Origin of the sequence: Cupriavidus sp. Agwp_2, assembly GCF_040784895.1 — a bacterium.
Classification (GTDB): Bacteria; Pseudomonadota; Gammaproteobacteria; order Burkholderiales; family Burkholderiaceae; genus Cupriavidus.
The window spans coordinates 798,381-816,617 of record NZ_CP088084.1; the positions used below are offsets into that span (position 1 = coordinate 798,381).

At 67.2% G+C, this 18,237-nt stretch carries 16 protein-coding genes; 6 read left to right on the forward strand and 10 right to left on the reverse strand.

Annotated features, from left to right (window positions below; translation table 11 throughout):
- Positions 1 to 193: 193 nt before the first annotated feature.
- Positions 194 to 1,201: a LysR family transcriptional regulator gene (locus LPA45_RS21410; RefSeq protein WP_233528211.1), complete on the reverse strand. Its 1,008-nt coding sequence runs from the start codon at positions 1,199 to 1,201 to the stop codon at positions 194 to 196.
- Positions 1,202 to 1,407: 206 nt separating this feature from the next.
- On the opposite strand from LPA45_RS21410, the gene LPA45_RS21415 reads away from it, so the two are divergent.
- Genes LPA45_RS21415 through LPA45_RS21425 form a run of 3 tightly spaced genes read left to right on the forward strand, consistent with a single transcriptional unit; the run spans position 1,408 to position 4,970 of the window.
- Positions 1,408 to 2,406, forward strand: coding sequence for a tripartite tricarboxylate transporter substrate binding protein (locus LPA45_RS21415; RefSeq protein WP_116321176.1), 999 nt, complete (start codon positions 1,408 to 1,410; stop codon positions 2,404 to 2,406).
- A 33-nt stretch (positions 2,407 to 2,439) separates the two neighbouring features.
- Positions 2,440 to 3,942, forward strand: coding sequence for a M81 family metallopeptidase (locus LPA45_RS21420; RefSeq protein WP_317919765.1), 1,503 nt, complete (start codon positions 2,440 to 2,442; stop codon positions 3,940 to 3,942).
- 35 nt (positions 3,943 to 3,977) lie between these two features.
- Entirely contained in the window at positions 3,978 to 4,970 is a 993-nt protein-coding gene (locus tag LPA45_RS21425; protein ID WP_317919763.1) for a tripartite tricarboxylate transporter substrate-binding protein, read from the forward strand.
- Here the strand turns inward: LPA45_RS21425 and LPA45_RS21430 are convergent.
- Both LPA45_RS21430 and LPA45_RS21435 read right to left on the reverse strand, forming a co-directional pair.
- Positions 4,954 to 5,403 (reverse strand): cupin domain-containing protein, encoded by a 450-nt coding sequence (locus tag LPA45_RS21430; RefSeq protein ID WP_116321179.1) that lies wholly within the window; start codon positions 5,401 to 5,403, stop codon positions 4,954 to 4,956. The two genes, LPA45_RS21425 and LPA45_RS21430, sit on opposite strands and share 17 nt — an antisense overlap.
- Before the next feature lie 179 nt (positions 5,404 to 5,582).
- Positions 5,583 to 6,350: an SDR family NAD(P)-dependent oxidoreductase gene (locus LPA45_RS21435; protein ID WP_317919760.1), complete on the reverse strand. Its 768-nt coding sequence runs from the start codon at positions 6,348 to 6,350 to the stop codon at positions 5,583 to 5,585.
- A 132-nt stretch (positions 6,351 to 6,482) separates the two neighbouring features.
- Here LPA45_RS21435 and LPA45_RS21440 point away from each other — a divergent pair, with 132 nt between their 5' ends.
- Together LPA45_RS21440 and LPA45_RS21445 are read left to right on the forward strand one after the other, a co-directional pair.
- Positions 6,483 to 7,076: a TetR/AcrR family transcriptional regulator gene (locus LPA45_RS21440; RefSeq protein ID WP_317919759.1), complete on the forward strand. Its 594-nt coding sequence runs from the start codon at positions 6,483 to 6,485 to the stop codon at positions 7,074 to 7,076.
- Positions 7,077 to 7,186: 110 nt separating this feature from the next.
- A complete protein-coding gene (locus tag LPA45_RS21445) occupies positions 7,187 to 8,488 on the forward strand; it encodes an MFS transporter (RefSeq protein WP_116321182.1) in 1,302 nt (433 codons plus the stop codon).
- 255 nt (positions 8,489 to 8,743) lie between these two features.
- Here LPA45_RS21445 and LPA45_RS21450 read toward each other — a convergent pair whose 3' ends face one another.
- Both LPA45_RS21450 and LPA45_RS21455 read right to left on the reverse strand, forming a co-directional pair.
- Complete coding sequence (locus LPA45_RS21450) at positions 8,744 to 9,382, reverse strand: phosphatidylcholine/phosphatidylserine synthase (RefSeq protein WP_116321183.1); 639 nt, start codon at positions 9,380 to 9,382, stop codon at positions 8,744 to 8,746.
- A 9-nt stretch (positions 9,383 to 9,391) separates the two neighbouring features.
- A complete protein-coding gene (locus tag LPA45_RS21455) occupies positions 9,392 to 9,682 on the reverse strand; it encodes an antibiotic biosynthesis monooxygenase (protein WP_116321184.1) in 291 nt (96 codons plus the stop codon).
- A 151-nt stretch (positions 9,683 to 9,833) separates the two neighbouring features.
- Here LPA45_RS21455 and LPA45_RS21460 point away from each other — a divergent pair, with 151 nt between their 5' ends.
- The gene (locus tag LPA45_RS21460) at positions 9,834 to 11,633 is read left to right on the forward strand and encodes an ExeM/NucH family extracellular endonuclease (RefSeq protein WP_376790675.1); all 1,800 of its coding nucleotides are present in this window, start codon (positions 9,834 to 9,836) and stop codon (positions 11,631 to 11,633) included.
- Here the strand turns inward: LPA45_RS21460 and LPA45_RS21465 are convergent.
- From LPA45_RS21465 to LPA45_RS21485, 5 genes are all read right to left on the reverse strand, one after another.
- Positions 11,630 to 12,100: a DUF2127 domain-containing protein gene (locus LPA45_RS21465; protein WP_317919752.1), complete on the reverse strand. Its 471-nt coding sequence runs from the start codon at positions 12,098 to 12,100 to the stop codon at positions 11,630 to 11,632. The genes LPA45_RS21460 and LPA45_RS21465 overlap by 4 nt on opposite strands.
- A 78-nt stretch (positions 12,101 to 12,178) precedes the next feature.
- Complete coding sequence (locus LPA45_RS21470) at positions 12,179 to 12,616, reverse strand: polymer-forming cytoskeletal protein (RefSeq protein WP_116321186.1); 438 nt, start codon at positions 12,614 to 12,616, stop codon at positions 12,179 to 12,181.
- 73 nt (positions 12,617 to 12,689) lie between these two features.
- Positions 12,690 to 13,256 carry an SRPBCC family protein gene (locus tag LPA45_RS21475; RefSeq protein WP_116321187.1) on the reverse strand — a complete coding sequence of 189 codons (567 nt, stop codon included), beginning with the start codon at positions 13,254 to 13,256 and terminating at the stop codon, positions 12,690 to 12,692.
- A gap of 152 nt (positions 13,257 to 13,408) precedes the next feature.
- Positions 13,409 to 14,920: an efflux transporter outer membrane subunit gene (locus tag LPA45_RS21480; RefSeq protein WP_317919749.1), complete on the reverse strand. Its 1,512-nt coding sequence runs from the start codon at positions 14,918 to 14,920 to the stop codon at positions 13,409 to 13,411.
- 101 nt (positions 14,921 to 15,021) lie between these two features.
- A complete protein-coding gene (locus LPA45_RS21485; RefSeq protein ID WP_116321189.1) occupies positions 15,022 to 18,207 on the reverse strand; it encodes an efflux RND transporter permease subunit in 3,186 nt (1,061 codons plus the stop codon).
- Positions 18,208 to 18,237 lie beyond the last annotated feature (30 nt).

Consider the following 18,237-nt stretch of genomic DNA (forward strand, 5'->3'; position numbering starts at 1 on the left):
GGCGATTCACGTCCGGGCAGGAAAGCCTGGATACCGCGCCGCAGTGCTTGCGGTGCCGCGCGGTGACTCCATACTAGAAATGGCCGGTGCAGGACCAATAGGGCGATACGCCCCAATGACTTGTGTTGGTGCGTACCAGGGTAAACCTGCGCGGGGGCGGGAGCGATCGGGGCATGCATCGGACCCGCGTTGCTTACGGTTTCGCTGACGGCTTCGGTTTCCGGTCCACCATGCCCGCCGCAGCCACGGCGCGCGCGCCCAGCACCGGCACGTCTTCGTGCTGCCAGGCGCCCAGGTTGGCCCGCTCCACGACCAGGTCACGGAAACGCTGCGCCGCCGGCCGCGGCGTGACATCGCCATTCCAGACCACGACGACCGGCTCCACGTGGCTGCACAGGTCGAAGCGGAGGATGCGCGCAACCTTGGCCTCGCAGAGCTGCGCGGCGATCCGCTCGGGGAAGACGGCAAGGTAGTGCCCGGTCTGCATCAGGCTTGCGGTAGCGGCGACATCGCTGGTGCGGATGCCCGATGCCGGCGGCGCGACGCCAAAGGCGTGGAACGCCGTGTGAAGCAGGTGGAGCATGCGTGAACCGGCCGCTGGTATGCACCACCGCTCGGATGACAATGCCTGTGCCGCAATCTTCCGGCGCGCCAGCAACGGGTGGTCGCGGCTGGCCACGATGACGACCTTCTGGGCCGGGACCACCGGCGTGGTCCGCAATGCCGGCCGCGACAGGCGAGGATCGTCGTAGGCGAACAGCATGTCGAGCGAGCCGTCGATCAGCTGCTCCGTCATTTCGCCGATGCCGCCCTCGATCACGCTGATTTCGACGCGCGGATTGTCGCGGTGGAAATCGGTCATCGCCTGCGCCAGCAGCGGCTGCACCGAGATCGTCCGAAAGGCAATGCGCAATTCGCCCTGGCTGCCCGCACGCACCGCGTGCAGCGATTCCGCCAGCCGCTCGAACTGCGCCAGCATCACCTTGGCGTGCGCCGCCATCTCGCGGCCTGGCTCGGTCAGCACCAGGCCGCGCCGGCCCCTGACATAGAGCGGCGTGCCGACGATGTCCTCGATTTCCCCCAATGACTTCGACACCGCAGCCGGACTGACATGCAGGCGCTCGGCCACCGCCGCCGCCGTACCCGCTTCGCTGAGTGCGAGAACGAGGCGGAGATGACGCAGCTTGAGGCGGCCAAGCATGGACTGGGCGGATTCCTGGACAGTACGGGCGGGATCATTGGGCATCGCTGGACAACAAGTAGCAGTGGGATAGCCGCATTCTAAGAGTTAACCATTTGGTTGATCTACAAAGACTTTTATTCGCTTTTGGTAGAGACATCGATCCCTTATAGTCGGCGCCATTCCATCAATACAAGCGCGGCGCAAGACCCCCAGGAGGAGGACCGATGATCACACTGAACACTTTTGCCAGGATCGTACGCGGGGCGATGGCAGGCGCCATGATGGGCACCATGCTTGTCGCGATGCATCCCGCCGCTGCCGCGGCATGGCCGGATCGGCCGCTGCGGCTGGTGGTGCCCTTTCCCGCGGGCGGTTCCTACGACATCGTGGGCCGCACCCTGGCTCGCAAGCTGGAACAGCGGCTCGGGCAGCCGGTGGTGGTGGAGAACATCGCCGGCGGCGCTACCGTGCCGGGCGTCATGTCGGTACTGAAGGAGAAGGCCGACGGCAATACCCTGCTGCTCGCGAGCGATGGCACGCTGAACATCAATCCGCATACCGTCAAGGGATTGCGCTACAACCCCGATCGGGATTTCACGCCCATCACCATCGTGAACACCGTGCCGCACTGGATCGTCACGCGGGCGGACCGCAAGCAGATGAACCTGACCGAACTCAGGGACTACATCGTCAAGCACCCGGGCAAGGTCTCGATCAGCATCAATGCAGTCGCCGGCGCGGCGCATCTCGGCCTTGCGGACTGGAAGCGCCGCAACGGGCTGGACTTCACCATCGTGCCGTATCGCGGCTCTCCGCCGGCCATGTCGGACCTGATTGGCGGCCAGACCGATGCCCATGTGGATGTCATCGGCTCATCCATCAGCTATGTCGGTGACGGCAAGGTCAAGCCGCTGGCCGTGCTGCAAGCGGCGACGGTCACGCAGTTCCCCAGGCTGGAGCGGCAGGCTGCCGACAGCAAGGATGCCCTGCTCGTGCGCGCCAACCTGGCACTCGTGGCCAAGACCGGCACGCCGGATGCCATCGTGGAACGGCTGTACCGGGAAGTGCGCGCCAGCGTGCAGGAGCCTGATTTTCTCGAACGGCTCCAGGCGCTCGCCTACGAGCCGGTCCTCACCACGCCCGCGGAAAGCCGGCGCCTGATCCATGCCGAAACCGTGCGCTATGGCGCCATCGCCCGCATGGTCAATCTCGAATCCAACTGACATTACGTCCGACTCAATTTCTGGAGCCCACCAATGCGCTTCGTCATCGCCCTGATGCGGCATGAGACCAATACCTTCTCGCCGATTCCCACGCCGCTCTCTGCCTTCAGCCGCGGCAGCAGCACCGATGGCCCGCTCTATGGCGACGACGCGGTGCGCGCCTGCCAGGGCACCAACAGCGCCGCGGCGGCGTTCATGGACCTGGTTGTTGCCCAGGGCGACGAGTTCGTGATGCCGCTGATGGCAAATGCCGTACCGAGCGGGGTGGTGACGCGGGAAGCCTTCGAATCGATGTCGGCCACGATCGTCGAGGCCGTGCGCGAAGGCTGCGACGCGGTCATGCTCGACCTGCACGGTGCGATGGTGGCCGAGGGCCTTGCGGATGCCGAAGGCGAACTGCTTGCACGGATCCGCGCCGCCGCGCCGGAAGTACCGATCGCGGTATCGCTCGATTTCCATGCCAACTTCAGCAAGGCACTGGTGGAAAACGCCACCGTCATTGCCGGCTATCGGACCTACCCGCACGTGGACGTGTACGAGACCGGGGCGCGCGCGGCGCAGACGTTGATGGCGGCGCTTCGTGACGAAGTCCGCCCGGTCATGCTGTGGCGGACGCTGCCGATGCTTACCCATATGCTGCGCCAGACGCCGCGCGAGCAGCCGATGAAGGACATCATGGATCGGGCCATCGCCGCGGAGCGCGACGGCGAGGTGCTGAACGTCTCCATTTTCGGCGGCTTCCCGCTTGCGGATATTCCGCATGTCGGCCTCACGGTGGTCGTGGTGGCCGATGCGGACCATGCCGACGCGGGCGCGCAACTGCTCGACGAACTCTGCACCGCCGCATGGGAGCGCCGCGCCGACTTCGTCTTTCCGCTCGAGCCCATGGAGACGTCCATCGCACGCGCCCGAGACGCCGAGGCGGGCCCCGTGATCCTCGTCGATCACGGCGACAACTGCGGGGCGGGTGGGCCGACCGACGAAATGACGGTCCTTGGTGAAGTGCTGCGGCAGGGGCTGAAGGACGTTGTCGCCGGCCCCTTCTGGGATCCGGGTGCCGTGGCCCTGATGATCGAGGCGGGGGTCGGCAAGACGGTAATGGTCGACGTCGGCGGAAAGACCGATATGCCTGCGCTCGGACTCAAGGGCAAGCCGCTGCGCCTGACGGGACAGGTTCGATGCATCACCGATGGCGCCTACCAGGTGACCGGGCCGATGTTCACCGGCATGCGGCTCAGCCTGGGCCGTACTGCCGTGCTTGACGTGGACGGCGCGCTGGTCGTCGTCTGCGAGAAGCCGCAGGAGCCATTCGATACGGGCGTGTTCACCCACGCCGGGATCGATTTGTCACGCCGAAAGTACGTCCTGATCAAGTCGCGCCAGCATTTCCGCGCCGGCTTCGAGCCGATTGCGAAGGACATCGTCCTGGTGGCCGGCCCTGGCGTCTGCAGTTCGGACTACAGCCAGTTCCCTTTCCGCAACCTGCGCCGCCCTATCTATCCGCTGGACAAACACGCCGCGATCCAGCCTGCCTGACCATCGAAGTATTCTTGCTTCCAAAAGGAGACACCATGCCGGTCCGATTCGCACTGCGCAACCTTGCAGTCGGCATTTCCCTCGCGTTGGGCATGGGCACCTTGCCGGCCACCGCGCTCGCGGCCCCAACCGATACCCCGCTGCGCATCGTGGTTGGATTCGCGCCTGGCGGCGCACTCGACATCTTTGCCCGCGCGCTGGCGGAGAAGCTGCGCGTCTCCCTCGACACGCCGGTGCTGGTGGAGAATCGTCCGGGCGCTTCAGCCCGCCTGGCGCTGGACAATGTCCGGCGCTCGCCGCCTGACGGCAAGACGCTGCTGATTTCGCCGGCGCCCCCGTTCACGATCTTCCCGCTGACCTACAAGCAACTGCCCTACGATCCGGACAAGGACCTGGTCCCTGTCGCCTACCTGGCCGATGTTCCGCTGGTGGCATCGACCAGCGTCAGCCAGCCGTACCGGACCATGCAGGAATACCTGGCGTGGGTGAAGCGCGATCCGTCAAAAGGCGGAGTCGGACTGGTTACCCTCGGCGGCAGCATTCATTTCGGCGTCGTCACCCTCAGCAAGGAAATCGGTGTGCCGCTGACACCGACGGCGTACCGGGGCGTGGTGATGATGCTGACCGACGAAATCGGTGGCACGCTGCCTATTGGCATCGACGCCATTGCCGGGCAGATGGAGTTGTATCGCGCCGGCAAGATCCGCTTCCTCGGCGTTACCGGCACCAGGCGCTCATCACTGTTGCCTGACGTGCCGACGCTGGCAGAAGCCGGGGCACCCGGCTTTGAGACTGCCTCCGGGTGGTACTCGGCGTTCTTGCCGGCGGGCACCCCGCCCGCCACCGTTGCCCGACTGGAGAAAGCGCTGCTGGAGGCGGTCCGTGCGCGCGACATCCGCGACAAGATGGCGACGTTGGGCATGGAACTGAATGGCCAGCCGGCGACGGCACTGCGTCAGACGATCCAGGACCAGCGGGCGCGATGGAGGCCTGTGGTCATGGCTTCCGGGTTCACGGCGACCGAATAGTTGTATCGCCAGAGGCCTCGTGGTCCGCGGCCGGGTCGTACGGCAGTACCCTCTCCTGCTCGTCCGGACTGTTCCGGGCAACGATGGCGCGGGCCGGCTCGGTGGCACTGAGATTGAACGGCTGGTGCGGAACGCCGGGTGGAATAAACAGGAAGTCACCCGCTTCAGTGACCACGGAGTCTCGCAGGCCGGGGCCGTAGCGGGTTTCGACCCTGCCCTCCAGCACGTAGATAGCAGTCTCATGCTCGCAATGCACATGGGCTTCCGCGTGCGCGCCGGGCGGGACCACGACCAGGTGCATCGACAAAGCCCTGGCGCCTGTCGTCGTGGCGGAAATGCCAACAAAATACGGCAGCTTCTGGCTGGTGGCAATTGCGCTGTCGGGCCGCACCGCCACCAGGGTCGACGCAACGCTCGGGCTGGTTGTCTGCATGATGCAATGCTCCGCTGTCCCGGCAGGCTGGGCGCCAGGCCGGCATTTCCAGGCTCCAACGGCGCTGTAACGGCGCCCTAACCGCGCTCTGACGGCACTCTGACGGCCATCGGGAAATTCATCATAGTGATTTGCCGATGGCCGTTCAAATCGTGCCGCTTCGCCTGGCGCGCGTCGCCTTATTGTGCCGACAAGCCCCCATCTACCCCGATGCTCTGGCCGTGGATAAAGCGTCCGGCCGGCGCAGCCAGCAGCACCGTCAGCCCCGCCACGTCCTCCGCCTCGCCGATGCGCCGCATCGGCACGCCCGCGGCCAGCCGCGCTTCGCGCTCGGGATCGCCCCACAGGGCTTCACGAGAGAATTCCGTGCGCACCGGGCCCGGGTTGATCGCATTGACGTTGATGCCTGACGGGCCAAGCTCCAGCGCCAGGCTGCGCATGGCCTGGTCGATCGCTGCCTTGGTCACGCTGTACAGGCCAAGGAACGCCGAGCCGCGCTTCGCCGCGATACTCGACATGAAAGTGATCGAACCATCGCGGCGCTCGGCCATCTGCGGCGCCAGCGCGTTCACCAGCATCAGGTTGCCGCGCACGTTGCCGGCCATGGCCGCATCGAACAACTCAGGGCCTTGCGCCAGCATGGAACCCGGCGTGGCGCCGGCCGCCGCATTGAGGACCAGCGCATCGACCCGGCCGTAGGCGGCCAGCGCCTGCTCGGCGAAGGCGCGCACGCTGTCGACGTCGGCAATGTCACAGGCGATGCCGGTGGCACGGATGCCTTCCGCTTCCAGTTGGGTGGCGACGGTGCGCGCCGCTTCGCCGTCGCGTCCCGACACCACCACCGCGGCGCCGGCGCTGCCCAGCGCCCGCGCCATGGCGAGGCCCATGCCGCGGGTGGATCCGGTGACGACGGCAACGCGGCCGCTCAAATCGAAAAGGTTTTGCATGACGGGGTGACTCCTGAAGGTGACGGTTAGTTTGCCCTGCGGCTTGCTTATAGATGATGCCTGACATCTATTGAATAAAGTATGGCCATCATCTAAACTGCGGTCAAGGCAGAAATCCGAGGAGTCCTTCACATGGCACGCGCATCACGCGAACAAGTCGACAAGAACCGCGAAGCGATCGAGCAGGCGTCGTCCCGCCTGTTCCGCGAGCGCGGGCTGAATGGCGTCAGCGTCGCCGAGCTGATGGCCGGTGCCGGCCTGACCCACGGCGGCTTCTATGGCCACTTCGCGTCCAAGGACGCCCTCGCCGCGCAGGCCTGCAAGCGCGCCTTTGAAGAGTCCGCCGCGCGCTGGGAGCGCCGCCTGGCGCGCGCCGGCGGCGACCGGCACGTGATGCTGGCCAACCTGGTCGAGCCTTACCTGACGGCTGCGCACTGCGCCAACCCGGGCGCTGGCTGCGCGGCCTCGTCGCTGGCGGTGGACGTGGCGCGCGAGCCCGCCGGCAAGCCGGTGCGACAGGCCTTCCTGGACGGCTTCAAGGTACTGGTCGACGACATGGCCACGACCGTACCCAGCGATGACCCGCAGGTGCGCGAGGAAGAAGCGCTGGTCCGCATGGCCATGCTGGTCGGCGCGCTGACGCTGGCGCGCGCAACCGAGGGCGATCCGCTCTCTGGCACCATGCTCGACGCCGTCCGCAACCGCCTGCTGGGTAGTTCCGCCTAGCCCCAAACCCGTTTTCAACCACGTGCCGGGCCTTCTCCCTGCCGCCTTCGGGGCCGGCGGGCAGGCCCCCTTTCGCCTGTCGCTACCCCAACCCAGGTCAGAGAAATCCAATGTTTGCGCAAGCCTTATCCAGCCGGCTCGACCGGCGCGGCATCCACTACGCGTGGCTGGTCGCCGCCCTTACTTTCCTGGTGATGCTCACCACCTCGGCCGCGCTCGGCCTGCCCGGCGCGTTCCTGTCGCCGCTGGCACGCGAGATGGGCTGGAACACCGACGAGATCTCGTCGATCCTGGCCTTCCGCTTTGCGCTGTTCGGGCTGATGGCGCCGTTCTCGGCCATCCTGATGGAGCGCTTCGGCGTGCGCAACGTGGTCTGCGCGGCGCTGGCGCTGATCGCGGGCGGCATGGCGCTGGCAACGGTGTCGACCGAACTGTGGCAGCTCTTCGTCGCATGGGGGCTGATGCTGGGCGTCGGCTCCGGGATGACCGCGCTGGTGCTGGCGGCCGTGGTTGCCAACCGCTGGTTCAGCGCCCGGCGCGGGCTGGTCATCGGCCTCCTGACCGCCAGTTCGGCCACCGGCCAGCTTGCGTTCCTGCCGGTGGCAGCCTGGCTGATCGAGCATATGGGCTGGCGTGTCGCGGTGCTGCCCGTGCTGGCCGCGTGCGCGCTGCTGGCAGTGCTGGTGCTGAGCCTGATGCGCAACCGCCCCGCCGATGTGGGCCTGGCGGCGTTCGGCGAAGTTCCGGCCGCGACGCCGGTGCAGCCGCCCGCGCCCCCGGCACCGCTGACGCTGCGCGGCCCCTTCGTGGTGTTGCGCGACGCCGCGCGCACGCAGGCCTTCTGGGTCCTGGCCGGCACCTTCTTTATCTGCGGCCTGAGCACCAACGGCCTGATCCAGACGCACTTCATCGCGCTGTGCGGCGACTTCGGCATGGGTCCGGTGCCGGCCGCGTCGGCGCTGGCGATGATGGGCGCCTTCGACTTTGTCGGCACCATCCTGTCGGGCTGGCTGTCGGACCGTTATGACAGCCGCAAGCTGCTGTTCTGGTACTACGCGCTGCGCGGCCTGTCGCTGTTCTGGCTGCCGCATTCGACCTTCACGCTCTACGGCCTGTCGATCTTTGCCATGTTCTACGGGCTGGACTGGATCGCCACGGTGCCGCCGACGGTCAAGCTGGCCGCAACCACCTTCGGGCGCGAGCGCGCGCCGATGGTGTTCGGCTGGATCTTCGCGGCCCACCAGATCGGCGCGGCCGTGGCAGCCTTCGGCGCGGGGATGACTCGCACGCTGCTGCTGACCTATACGCCGGCGCTGTATGCCGCCGGCGCGGCCTGCCTGGTGGCGGCGCTGCTGGCGTTGATGGTCAGCCGCAAGCGCGCCGCGGGTGTGGCGGAGCCGGCACGCGCATGAGCCGGAGCGCAAACGTCGTCCACACGGCGTTTCTCTTTTGACTTGTCAATTGATAGACTTCGCCTCGCGCATGGTGCGGGGTGTTCACAGAACGCCGTGCGCTCGGCGGCACGCCATCCTGGCTTGGCGCACCGGCTTAAACCATCAATAAAAACCGGACAGCCAGGCAGCGCCAGCGCGGGGTTTCCGCGCTGGCGCTGGTCCATTCTGCAGGACCGACGTTTATCCGAAACGGCGCTTCGCGCGCCGGCGGACTCAGAACTTGGGGATGCGCAGCGTCTTGCTGACCATCAGCGTGCCCGACAGCGCGAACAGCAACGCGAGCGGATGCAGCACGGCAGGCCCCAGCACCCAGGCGCCGCCGGGCAGGTCGCCGGCCAGCCGTCCTTGCCAGGCACACCATGCCAGCACGGCCGTGAGCAGCACGCTGGTCGGGATCGGCGTGCCTTCGAAATACGCCACCTTGCCGCTGTCGCTGCCGGCGGCCAGCGTTTCGGCGGTGACGTTGAAGCGCGCCAGCCGGCTCACGCCGCAGCAGACAAAGTAGATCAGGATGGCCAGATCCCAGCCGCCGCGCATGCCGGCGGCGAACGCCAGCGTGGCCGGGCCGACGCCAAACGAGATCACGTCGGCCAGCGAATCGAGCTCGCGCCCCAGCGCCGAATGCGCATGACGCCAGCGCGCGATGCGGCCGTCGAGCACATCGAAGATAAAGGCCAGCGGCGCCAGCGCCGCGGCCGTGTAGAAGTGCGACAGTTGCTGGTCCGCCACGTAGAACATGGCGAAGAATACCGACCCCATGCCGCAGGCCGCATTGCCGAGCGTGAACACATCGGCAAGCTGCAGCTCGCGCAGCATCGAGAAATGGCGGGGACGCTCGGGCCGTGTGTTCATCGGTCGCGCTTACAGAGCCTTGGCTACGTGATGCACATTCGGCGGCGCGGCGAAGGTATCGCCCACCAGCGCACGCCACTGCTGGAATTCGGGCGATTCGCGGAAGTGGACCATATGGTCCTCGACGGTTTCCCAGTCGACCACCAGCGTGTACTGCTCGGGCTGCTCGATCGAGCGGAACAGCTGCACATCGTGGCAGCCACGCGAGCGCAGGAACAGCGGCTTGGCCTCGCTGACGCCCTGTTCGAACTGCTGCTCCATGCCGGGCTTGATGGTGAGTTGAGCGATTTCCTTGATCATGGCGGTTCTATTACCTTTGGGTAGGAGGCCGGCGCGCGCCGGCGGGTTCCTATTACCTTAGCACGATCGCGGCGCCAGATGCCGCGGAAAGCATTCCGTTACACGGCTCGGCTAGCATCGTGGACCTTGCCACTTCGTTGCCAGAGCCGCCATGCCGACACGCTTGCGCCCCTTGACCGGAAACCTTTGCGTCCGTGCCCTCGCCGTCCTGATTAGCCTACCGGGTGCCGCGCCGGCGTTCGGCGCCGTGCAGCCATGTGGCGCGCCGGCGACAGCCATTACCCAGGTCCAGGATGGCGGTGCATTGTCCGGGCGCATGGTCGAAATTGAAGCGGTCGTCACCGCGGATTTCAGCGGCGAGCGCGGCCTGCGCGGTTTCTTTGTGCAGCAGGCTGACGCCAGTCGCCAGCACCGGCCGGGCATTTCCGAAGGCTTGTTCGTCTACGCGCCGCGAGCCGTGGCGCGCGCAGGCGACCTCGTGCGCCTGTCCGGAACGGTCGAGGACAAATTCGGACAAACGCAACTGACCCTGTCAGAGGCGCCGACGGTCTGCGCCAGCGGCATCCCGGTCACGCCGGCCTCGCTGACGCTGCCCGTCCGTGGCGATGCCGACCTGCGTGCCCGGGCTGGCATGCTGGTCAGGCTGCCGCAGACGCTGACGGTCAGCGACACCCATGAACTGGCGCGCTACGGCACCCTTGCGCTGAGCTTCGGGCGGCCGCTCGCGCCGACGCAAGCTGCCTTGCCTGGCGCGGCGGCAGCGCAGATCGCGGCCGCCAATTCGCGCAACCGGCTGCTGCTCGATGACGGCTCGACGCGCCAGTATCCCGAGGTAGTGCCCTACCCGCCGCCGCAGCTTGCCGCCACCCGTCCGCTGCGTGCGGGCGATACCGTCAGCGGCGTCATTGGCGTGCTGGAGAAGCGCCACGGTCAGTGGCGCCTGCAGCCGGTGCGCGGCGCGCAGGCACCGGCGTTCCAATCCGCCAATCCGCGCCCGGTTGCGCCGGCGCGCCATCCCGCGGCAACGCTGCGGGTGGCGGCATTCAATCTGCAGAACTACTTCAACGGCACTGGTGGTCTCGCTGCGGCCGACAACCGCGGTGCGCGGAGCGCCGCGGCGCTGGCCCGGCAGGAGGCCAAGCTGGTCGCCGCACTGCGCGCGCTGGATGCCGACGTGATCGGCCTGATGGAACTGCAGAACAACGGCTTTGGCCCGGACAGCGCGGTGCGGCAACTGGCGACGCGGCTTGGGCCCGACTGGCGCGTCGTCGATCCCGGAACGCCCGCGCTCGGCGGCGATGCGATCGCGGTGGGCCTGCTGTACAACGCCCGCGCCGCGGAGATCGTCGGCCGTGCCGCCACCACGTGGCTGGGCGCCCGCAGCCGGCAGCCACTCGCCGCCAGCTTCCGGGCAAAGGCCGGCGGCGCGCCTGTGACGCTCGTGGTCAACCACCTCAAGTCAAAGAACTGCGTGGAAGCCGGTGGCGCACAAGCCGACCGGGGCGATGGGCAAGGATGCTGGAACCCGTCACGCGTACAGGCCGCCGGCGCCCTGGCCGACTGGCTTGCCACGGTGCCGACCGGCGCGGCTGGCGCGGGCGTGCTGGTGATTGGCGACCTGAACAGCTATGCGATGGAAGATCCGGTACGATTGCTGGCACGGCGCGGCTACGCGGACATGGTGGCAAAGCTGGCGGGGCCGCAAGCCTACAGCTACGTCTATAACGGGCAGGCCGGATATCTTGACCATGTGCTGGCCGATGCCGCGGCCGCAAGGCACGTCATTGCCGTGCAGGCCTGGCATATCAATGCCGACGAGCCGGCTGCGTTCTCGTATGCGCCGGGCCCGGGGGCGCCTTCGGTGCCTGCCTACTACGCCCCCGATGCCTACCGGTCTTCCGACCACGACCCGCTGCTGATCGATCTCGCACTGACCGCCGGATCGCCCTAGCCGGCGGACACGCGCCGCAACAGCAATCCCCGCGCAAGGTATAGCACCACCAGCAGGTTGGCCGCCGCCAGCCCGCCATGCAGCCAGCTCGGATGGACCAAGGCCTCGTACAGCTCCAGCGGGATATAGATGCCGCCGGACCAGACGCCGATCCAGTTGCCCCACGCGAGCCCGCGCCAAAGCCCGTAGGCTTCGGCAAAGCGCATCAGCGCATAGACCGCCGCCGACCCGCCGATCGCCCACAGGCGCGCGTTGTCAGGATGCGCGAGCAGCGACAGGAAGATGGTGGGATAGCGGCTGGCGGGATTGACGTGCAGGCGCTGGATGATGGCTTCGGCCAGCGCCTGCGCATCGCGGTGCAGCAGCGCGGCCAGCCCCAGGCCGGCGACGATCACCAGCACGCCCTTGGCCGCCTCGAACATTGCGATGCCCTTCAGGCCCAGTGCGCCCTCGCCCTGCTTTGCCATGCGTGTTCCCCGTCCGGATTGCAGCGACTGCAAAGCCGGTATTGTGCAACAGGGAAACGCCGCGCAGCCGGGCTCGGCTCAGCGGCCGTAGTCGCGCTCGCGCATCGGTCCGTCGGCATCGATGCCGCCGCTGGCGGCAAGCGGGCCATCGACGGTCAGCGGCCCGGCAACGGTCAGGTCGCCCTTGACCACCATGTCGCCATGCACCGTCAACGGTCCATTGAATACCTTCAGGTAGCCGCCGCGATATGGCACGGCGCGGGCGCTGACCGGGCCGGTGAAATACGCCGCGGTCAACGGACCGCTGGCAAAGACATGGCCGGCGACGGTGAGCGTGCCATGGACCCGAACCGGCCCCTGCACTTGCGCCGATCCGCCGATCGTGATCGAGCCCGACTCATGTGGCTGGGCGCGCGATGGCCCGGCGCCGAACTGCAACGCCAGCGCCAGCGTGGCGCCCAATGCCAGCCGCCACATCCATGCTGCGGGATCGAGGCCAAGGGTATGGGGCGTCATGGTGATGGCAAACCTCCTGCAGCCGCACTGGCGGCTGTTTCCAACTTAGTGCCGATCGACCCGCCGTGCAAGGCTATGGCGCCTGCGGTGCTTCCAGCCTCGCCTTCAGGCGCCTGAGCGCCTCGCCGGACTCTGACTGCAGGCGCGAGCGCAGCATCAGGCGATTGATCAGCGCAAAGAGCAGCGTGGGCGACTGGTAGCTGAATTCCCGTTCGAAACGCGTGCTTTCCGCCGACGGTGTCAGCGACGGCGTCATGGCCGGCGTAAGCTTGTAGGTGATGGTGCCGGCCCGGCGCCCGCCCGGCACGTCGCCGGCGATCGCCCAGAGGCGCGGCCGCTGGCTGATGGTGACGGTCCAGATGACCACGGCGCTGCGCTCGCCTGCCACGAAGCTCTCGGCCACGCGCTCGCCAGGCCCCAGCGGATGGTCCGTCGCCCCTGCCACCGCGCCCGAGGCGGGATACCAAGCCGGCCAGTGCTGCGGCGTGGCAATGTAGTCGAACACCTCGGCCGGCGTCCGGGCGATCACTACTTCGTCATGGATGCTGGTGCGGTCCGCCCACGGCAATGGCACCAGCAGCAGCGCCACCGTAAGCGCGGCAAAGATCAATCCCCAGACCGGTTTCCTGAAGCGAAGCATGACGACGCAACCCAGGCGCCCGCAAATCTGCCCGGGGGCGCCCGGGATGCGTGGCGCGATGCTTCCAGTGTAGTGATTCCGGGGCATCGCGCCAGCATCGCCGCGCTGATGGCGCGCGGTTGCAGCGCGTCATGGCGCGGCGCTGCAGCGCGTCATTGCGCGGGCACCGTGGCCGTCGCAGGCTGCGTGGCCGCCACCGTCTCCGGCAACGGACCCCAGCCGCCACCCAGCCGGCGGATCAGCGATACCGTTGCGGCAGCGCGCAAGCCGGCCACGGCATTGGCCTCGCGCTGCGATTGCAGCACGGTGCGGTCGGCGTCGATCACGGTAAGGTAGTCAACCGCGCCGGCATCGTAGCGACTGCGCGAGATCCGCGCCGCGCGGCGCGCGCCGCCCAGCGCGCCGTCCAGCGCGCCCGCCTGCTGGCTCAGCCAGCGCACGTCGGCCAGGCTGTCCTCGACTTCGCGGAAGGCCACCAGCACGGTCTGCCGGTATGCGGCCACGCTCTCCTCATGCGCGGCCCGCGCGCCGGCCAGGTTGGAACTGTTGCGGCCACCGTCGAACACCGTCTGCGCGATGGTCGAGCCGATCAGCGGCCCCAGCATCCACGTACGCGACGACCATTTGAACAGGTTCGACAGGTCGGCCGATTCAAAGCCGAACAGCCCGGTCAGCGTGATGCGCGGGAAGAACGCCGCCTTGGCCACGCCGATGCGGGCGTTGGCGGCAGCCATCTGGCGCTCAGCCGCAGCGATGTCCGGGCGCCGCTCCAGCAGCTCGGACGGCAGCCCGGCCGGGATCGCGATCGGCGCGGCATCGAACGGCCGCGCCGGCAGCGAGAACGCCGCGGGCGGCACGCCGGTCAGCACCGCCAGCGCATGCTCCTGGTTGGCGCGGCGGCGCTCGATGCCGGCCAGGTCGGCGCGCGCGGTGCCGAGCTCGGCCTCGGCGCGGGCCGGATCCAGGTCGGTCGTCTCGCCAGCGTCATAGCGCTTTTTCAGCAGCTTCAGCGCGTCTTCACGCAGCCGGATGGTCGCATTCAGCAGGTCGCGCTCGCTGTCCAGCGTGCGCAGCGCGAAATACGCCTGCGCCACGTCGGCCTGCAACGCGAGCTGCACCGAGCGGTACAGGTCCTCGGCGGCCTCGCCTTCGGCGCGCGCGGCATTGACGCTGGACGCGACGCGGCCGAACAGGTCCAGCTCATAGCTGGCGAAGGCGCGTGCCTTCAGCACGGTCTGCGGCGAGACCCGCGTGCCGTCGGGCAGGCCTTGCGACGCGGCCGAGGGCTGCGAGCGGGTCGGATCGAAGCCCACGCTGAGCTGCGGGTAGAGATCCGCCTCGGTCGCGCCGGTGAAGGCGCGCGCCTGCTTCAGACGGGCCGCGGCGATGGCGAGATCCTGGTTGGATTCGCCGGAGGCAACCATTAACCGGTCCAGTTCGCCGTCGCCGAAGATCTTCCACCATTCGCCGCGATGCTGGCCTTCGGCGGGCGTCGCGGTCTTCCATGGCGCGCCTTCGGCCTGCGCGGCCTCGGCTTCCTTGTAGGCCGGCACCGTGGCGGTTTCCGGCACCTTGTAGGTCGGGGCCAGCGAGCAGCCGGCCAGGATCAGCGCGGCGGCCAGCGTAGCGATGCGGGGGAACTGCCTTGTCATCTGGGCAATCATTTGTGCATTCCTTGACTGTTCTGTGCTTCGGCGGAATCAATGCCGCCGAGGTAGCTCCCCTCTCCCAGAGGGACCCAGAGGGCGAGGGGAGCAAACATGCGTTATTCAGCCGATGCCACAGCCTCGTGTCCGACTTGCGCCGTCTGCGCGCGGCGCTGGCCCCGGGTGGCCAGCAAGCGCAGCGCCACGTAGAACACCGGCGTCAGGAACAGCCCGAAGAACGTCACGCCGAGCATGCCCGCGAACACCGCCACGCCCATCGCATGGCGCATCTCCGAGCCGGCACCGCTGGACAACACCAGCGGCACCACGCCCATGATGAACGCGAACGACGTCATCAGGATCGGGCGCAGGCGCAGGCGGCTGGCTTCGATCGCGGCCTGCACCACCGTGCGGCCGTGATGTTCAAGCTCGCGCGCAAACTCCACGATCAGGATCGCGTTCTTCGCGGATAGCCCCACCAGCACGATGAAACCGATCTGCGTGAAGATGTTGTTGTCGCCTTGCGTCAGCCACACCCCGGTCATCGCCGCCAGCAGGCTCATCGGCACGATCAGGATCACCGCCAGCGGCAGCGTCAGGCTTTCATACTGCGCAGCCAGCACCAGGAACACCAGCAGCACGCACAGCGGGAAGATCCACACCCCCGCGTTGCCGGCCAGGATGTCCTGGTACGTCAGCTCGGTCCATTCGAAGCCGATGCCCTTGGGCAGCGTTTCGGCGGCAATGCGCTCGGCGGCGGCCTGTGCCTGGCCCGACGAGATCCCTGGCGCCGGCCCACCGTTCATGTCCGCGGCCGTGAAGGCGTTGTAGCGGATCACGCTGTCCGGACCAAAGCTCTGCTTGACCTTTACCAGCGACGACAGCGGCACCATTTCCCCGCTGGCGCTGCGCGCCTTCAGCTGCAGGATGTCCTCGGCATGCTGGCGGAACTGGGCGTCGGCCTGCACCTTGACCTGGTACGTACGACCGAACTTGTTGAAGTCGTTCACGTACGACGAGCCCAGATAGGTCTGCAGCGTCTCGAACACATCGGTCACCGGCACGCCCAGCTGCTTGGCCTTGGTGCGGTCGAGCTGCACGTCCAGCTGCGGCACGTTCACCTGGTAGTTGCTGAAGATGCCGGCGAGCTCCGGCGTGGCGCGCGCCTTGGTCATGAATGCGTTGGTGGCGTCGAACAGCGCGTCATAGCCCAGCGCGGCGCGATCCTCGATCATCATCTTGAACCCGCCGATCGTACCCAGGCCCTGCACCGGCGGGGGCGGGAACACGGCGATGAAGGCATCCTGGATCGAGCCATACTGCTTGTTCAGGTCCGCGGCAATCGCATTGCCGGACAGCTCATCGCTCTTGCGCTTGTCGAACGGATCGAGCGTGACGAACACGATGCCGGCGCTCGGGCTGTTGGTGAAGCCGTTGATCGACAGGCCCGGGAAAGCCACGGCGGACTCCACGCCCGGATGCTTGAGTGCGATCTCCGACATACGGCGGATCACGTCCTCTGTGCGGTCCAGCGTGGCGCCATCAGGCAGCTTGGCAAAGCTCACCAGGTACTGCTTGTCCTGCGCCGGCACGAAACCCTTGGGCACCAGCTGGAACACGCCCCACGTGGCCACCAGCATCACGGCGTAGACGCCGAACACCGAGCCCTTGCGTCGGATCACACCCTTCACGCCACGGCCATAGCTATCCGAGCTGCGGCCGAAGAAGCGGTTGAAGCGCACGAAGAACTTGCCAAATACACGATCCATGCCACGCGTCAGCCAGTCCTTGGGCGCATCGTGGCGCTTAAGCAGCAACGCGGACAGGGCCGGCGACAGCGTCAGCGAGTTGAAGGCCGAGATGATGGTCGAGATCGAGATCGTCAGCGCGAACTGCTTGTAGAACTGGCCGGTCAGGCCCGTCATGAAGGCCAGCGGCACGAACACGGCGATCAGCGTCAGCGCGATGGCGATGATGGGGCCGCTCACTTCGCGCATGGCCTTGTACGTGGCCTCCTTCGGGGACAGCCCTTCCTCGATGTTCCGCTCGACGTTTTCCACCACCACGATCGCATCGTCCACCACGATACCGATCGCCAGCACCAGGCCGAACAGGCTCAGCGCGTTGATCGAGAAGCCGAATGCATACATCAGGCCGAATGTACCGACGATCGACACCGGCACCGCCAGCAGCGGGATGATCGATGCGCGCCACGTCTGCAGGAACAGGATCACCACCAGCACCACCAGCGCTATGGCCTCGAACAGCGTGTGGACCACGGCCTCGATGCTGTGGCGCACGAACTGCGTCGGGTCATAGACGATGCTGTAGTCCACGCCTTCCGGCATGTTCTGCTTCAGCTCGGCCATGGTCTTGCGCACGTCATCCGAGATCTGGATGGCGTTCGAACCCGGCGACTGGAAGATCGGCAGCGCCACGGCGGACTTGTTGTCCAGCAGCGAGCGCAGTGCGTACTCCGACGCGCCCAGTTCGATGCGGGCGATATCCTTCAGGTACGTGACCACGCCGTCGGGCGAGGTCTTGACGATGATGTCGCCAAACTCCTCCACGGTCTGCAGACGGCCCTGCGCATTCACCGACAGCTGCAGGTCGGTGCCCGGCAGCGACGGCGACTGGCCGATCACACCGGCCGCCACCTGCACGTTCTGCTCGCGGATCGCGCGCACCACGTCGGACGCGGCAAGGCCGCGCTCGGCGATCTTCTCCGGGTTCACCCAGACGCGCATCGAGTAGTCACCCGAGCCGAACATCTGCACCTGGCCCACGCCCTGGATCCGCGCGAGGCGGTCCTTCACGTTGATCAGCGCGTAGTTGCGCAGGTACGTCATGTCATAGCGGTCGTTCGGCGAGACCAGGTGCACCACCATGGTCAGGTCCGGCGAGCTCTTGACGGTGGTGATGCCCAGCCGGCGCACGTCCTCGGGCAGGCGCGGCTCGGCCTGCGAGACGCGGTTCTGCACCAGCTGCTGGGCCTTGTCCGGGTCGGTACCCAGCTTGAAGGTCACGGTCAGCGTCAGCGTGCCGTCACTGTTAGCCTGCGAGTTCATGTAGAGCATGTCCTCGACGCCGTTGATCTGTTCCTCAAGCGGCGTGGCCACCGTCTCGGCGATCACCTTCGGGTTGGCGCCGGGGAACTGGGCCCGTACCACCACCGACGGCGGCACGACTTCCGGGTACTCCGAGATCGGCAACTTGAACATCGAGATGGCGCCAATCAGGAAGATCAGCACCGACAGCACCCCCGCGAAGATGGGGCGGTCGATAAAGAATTTAGAGAGATTCATCTTGGTCTCTGCCTGCGTTGGCCTGCGTTG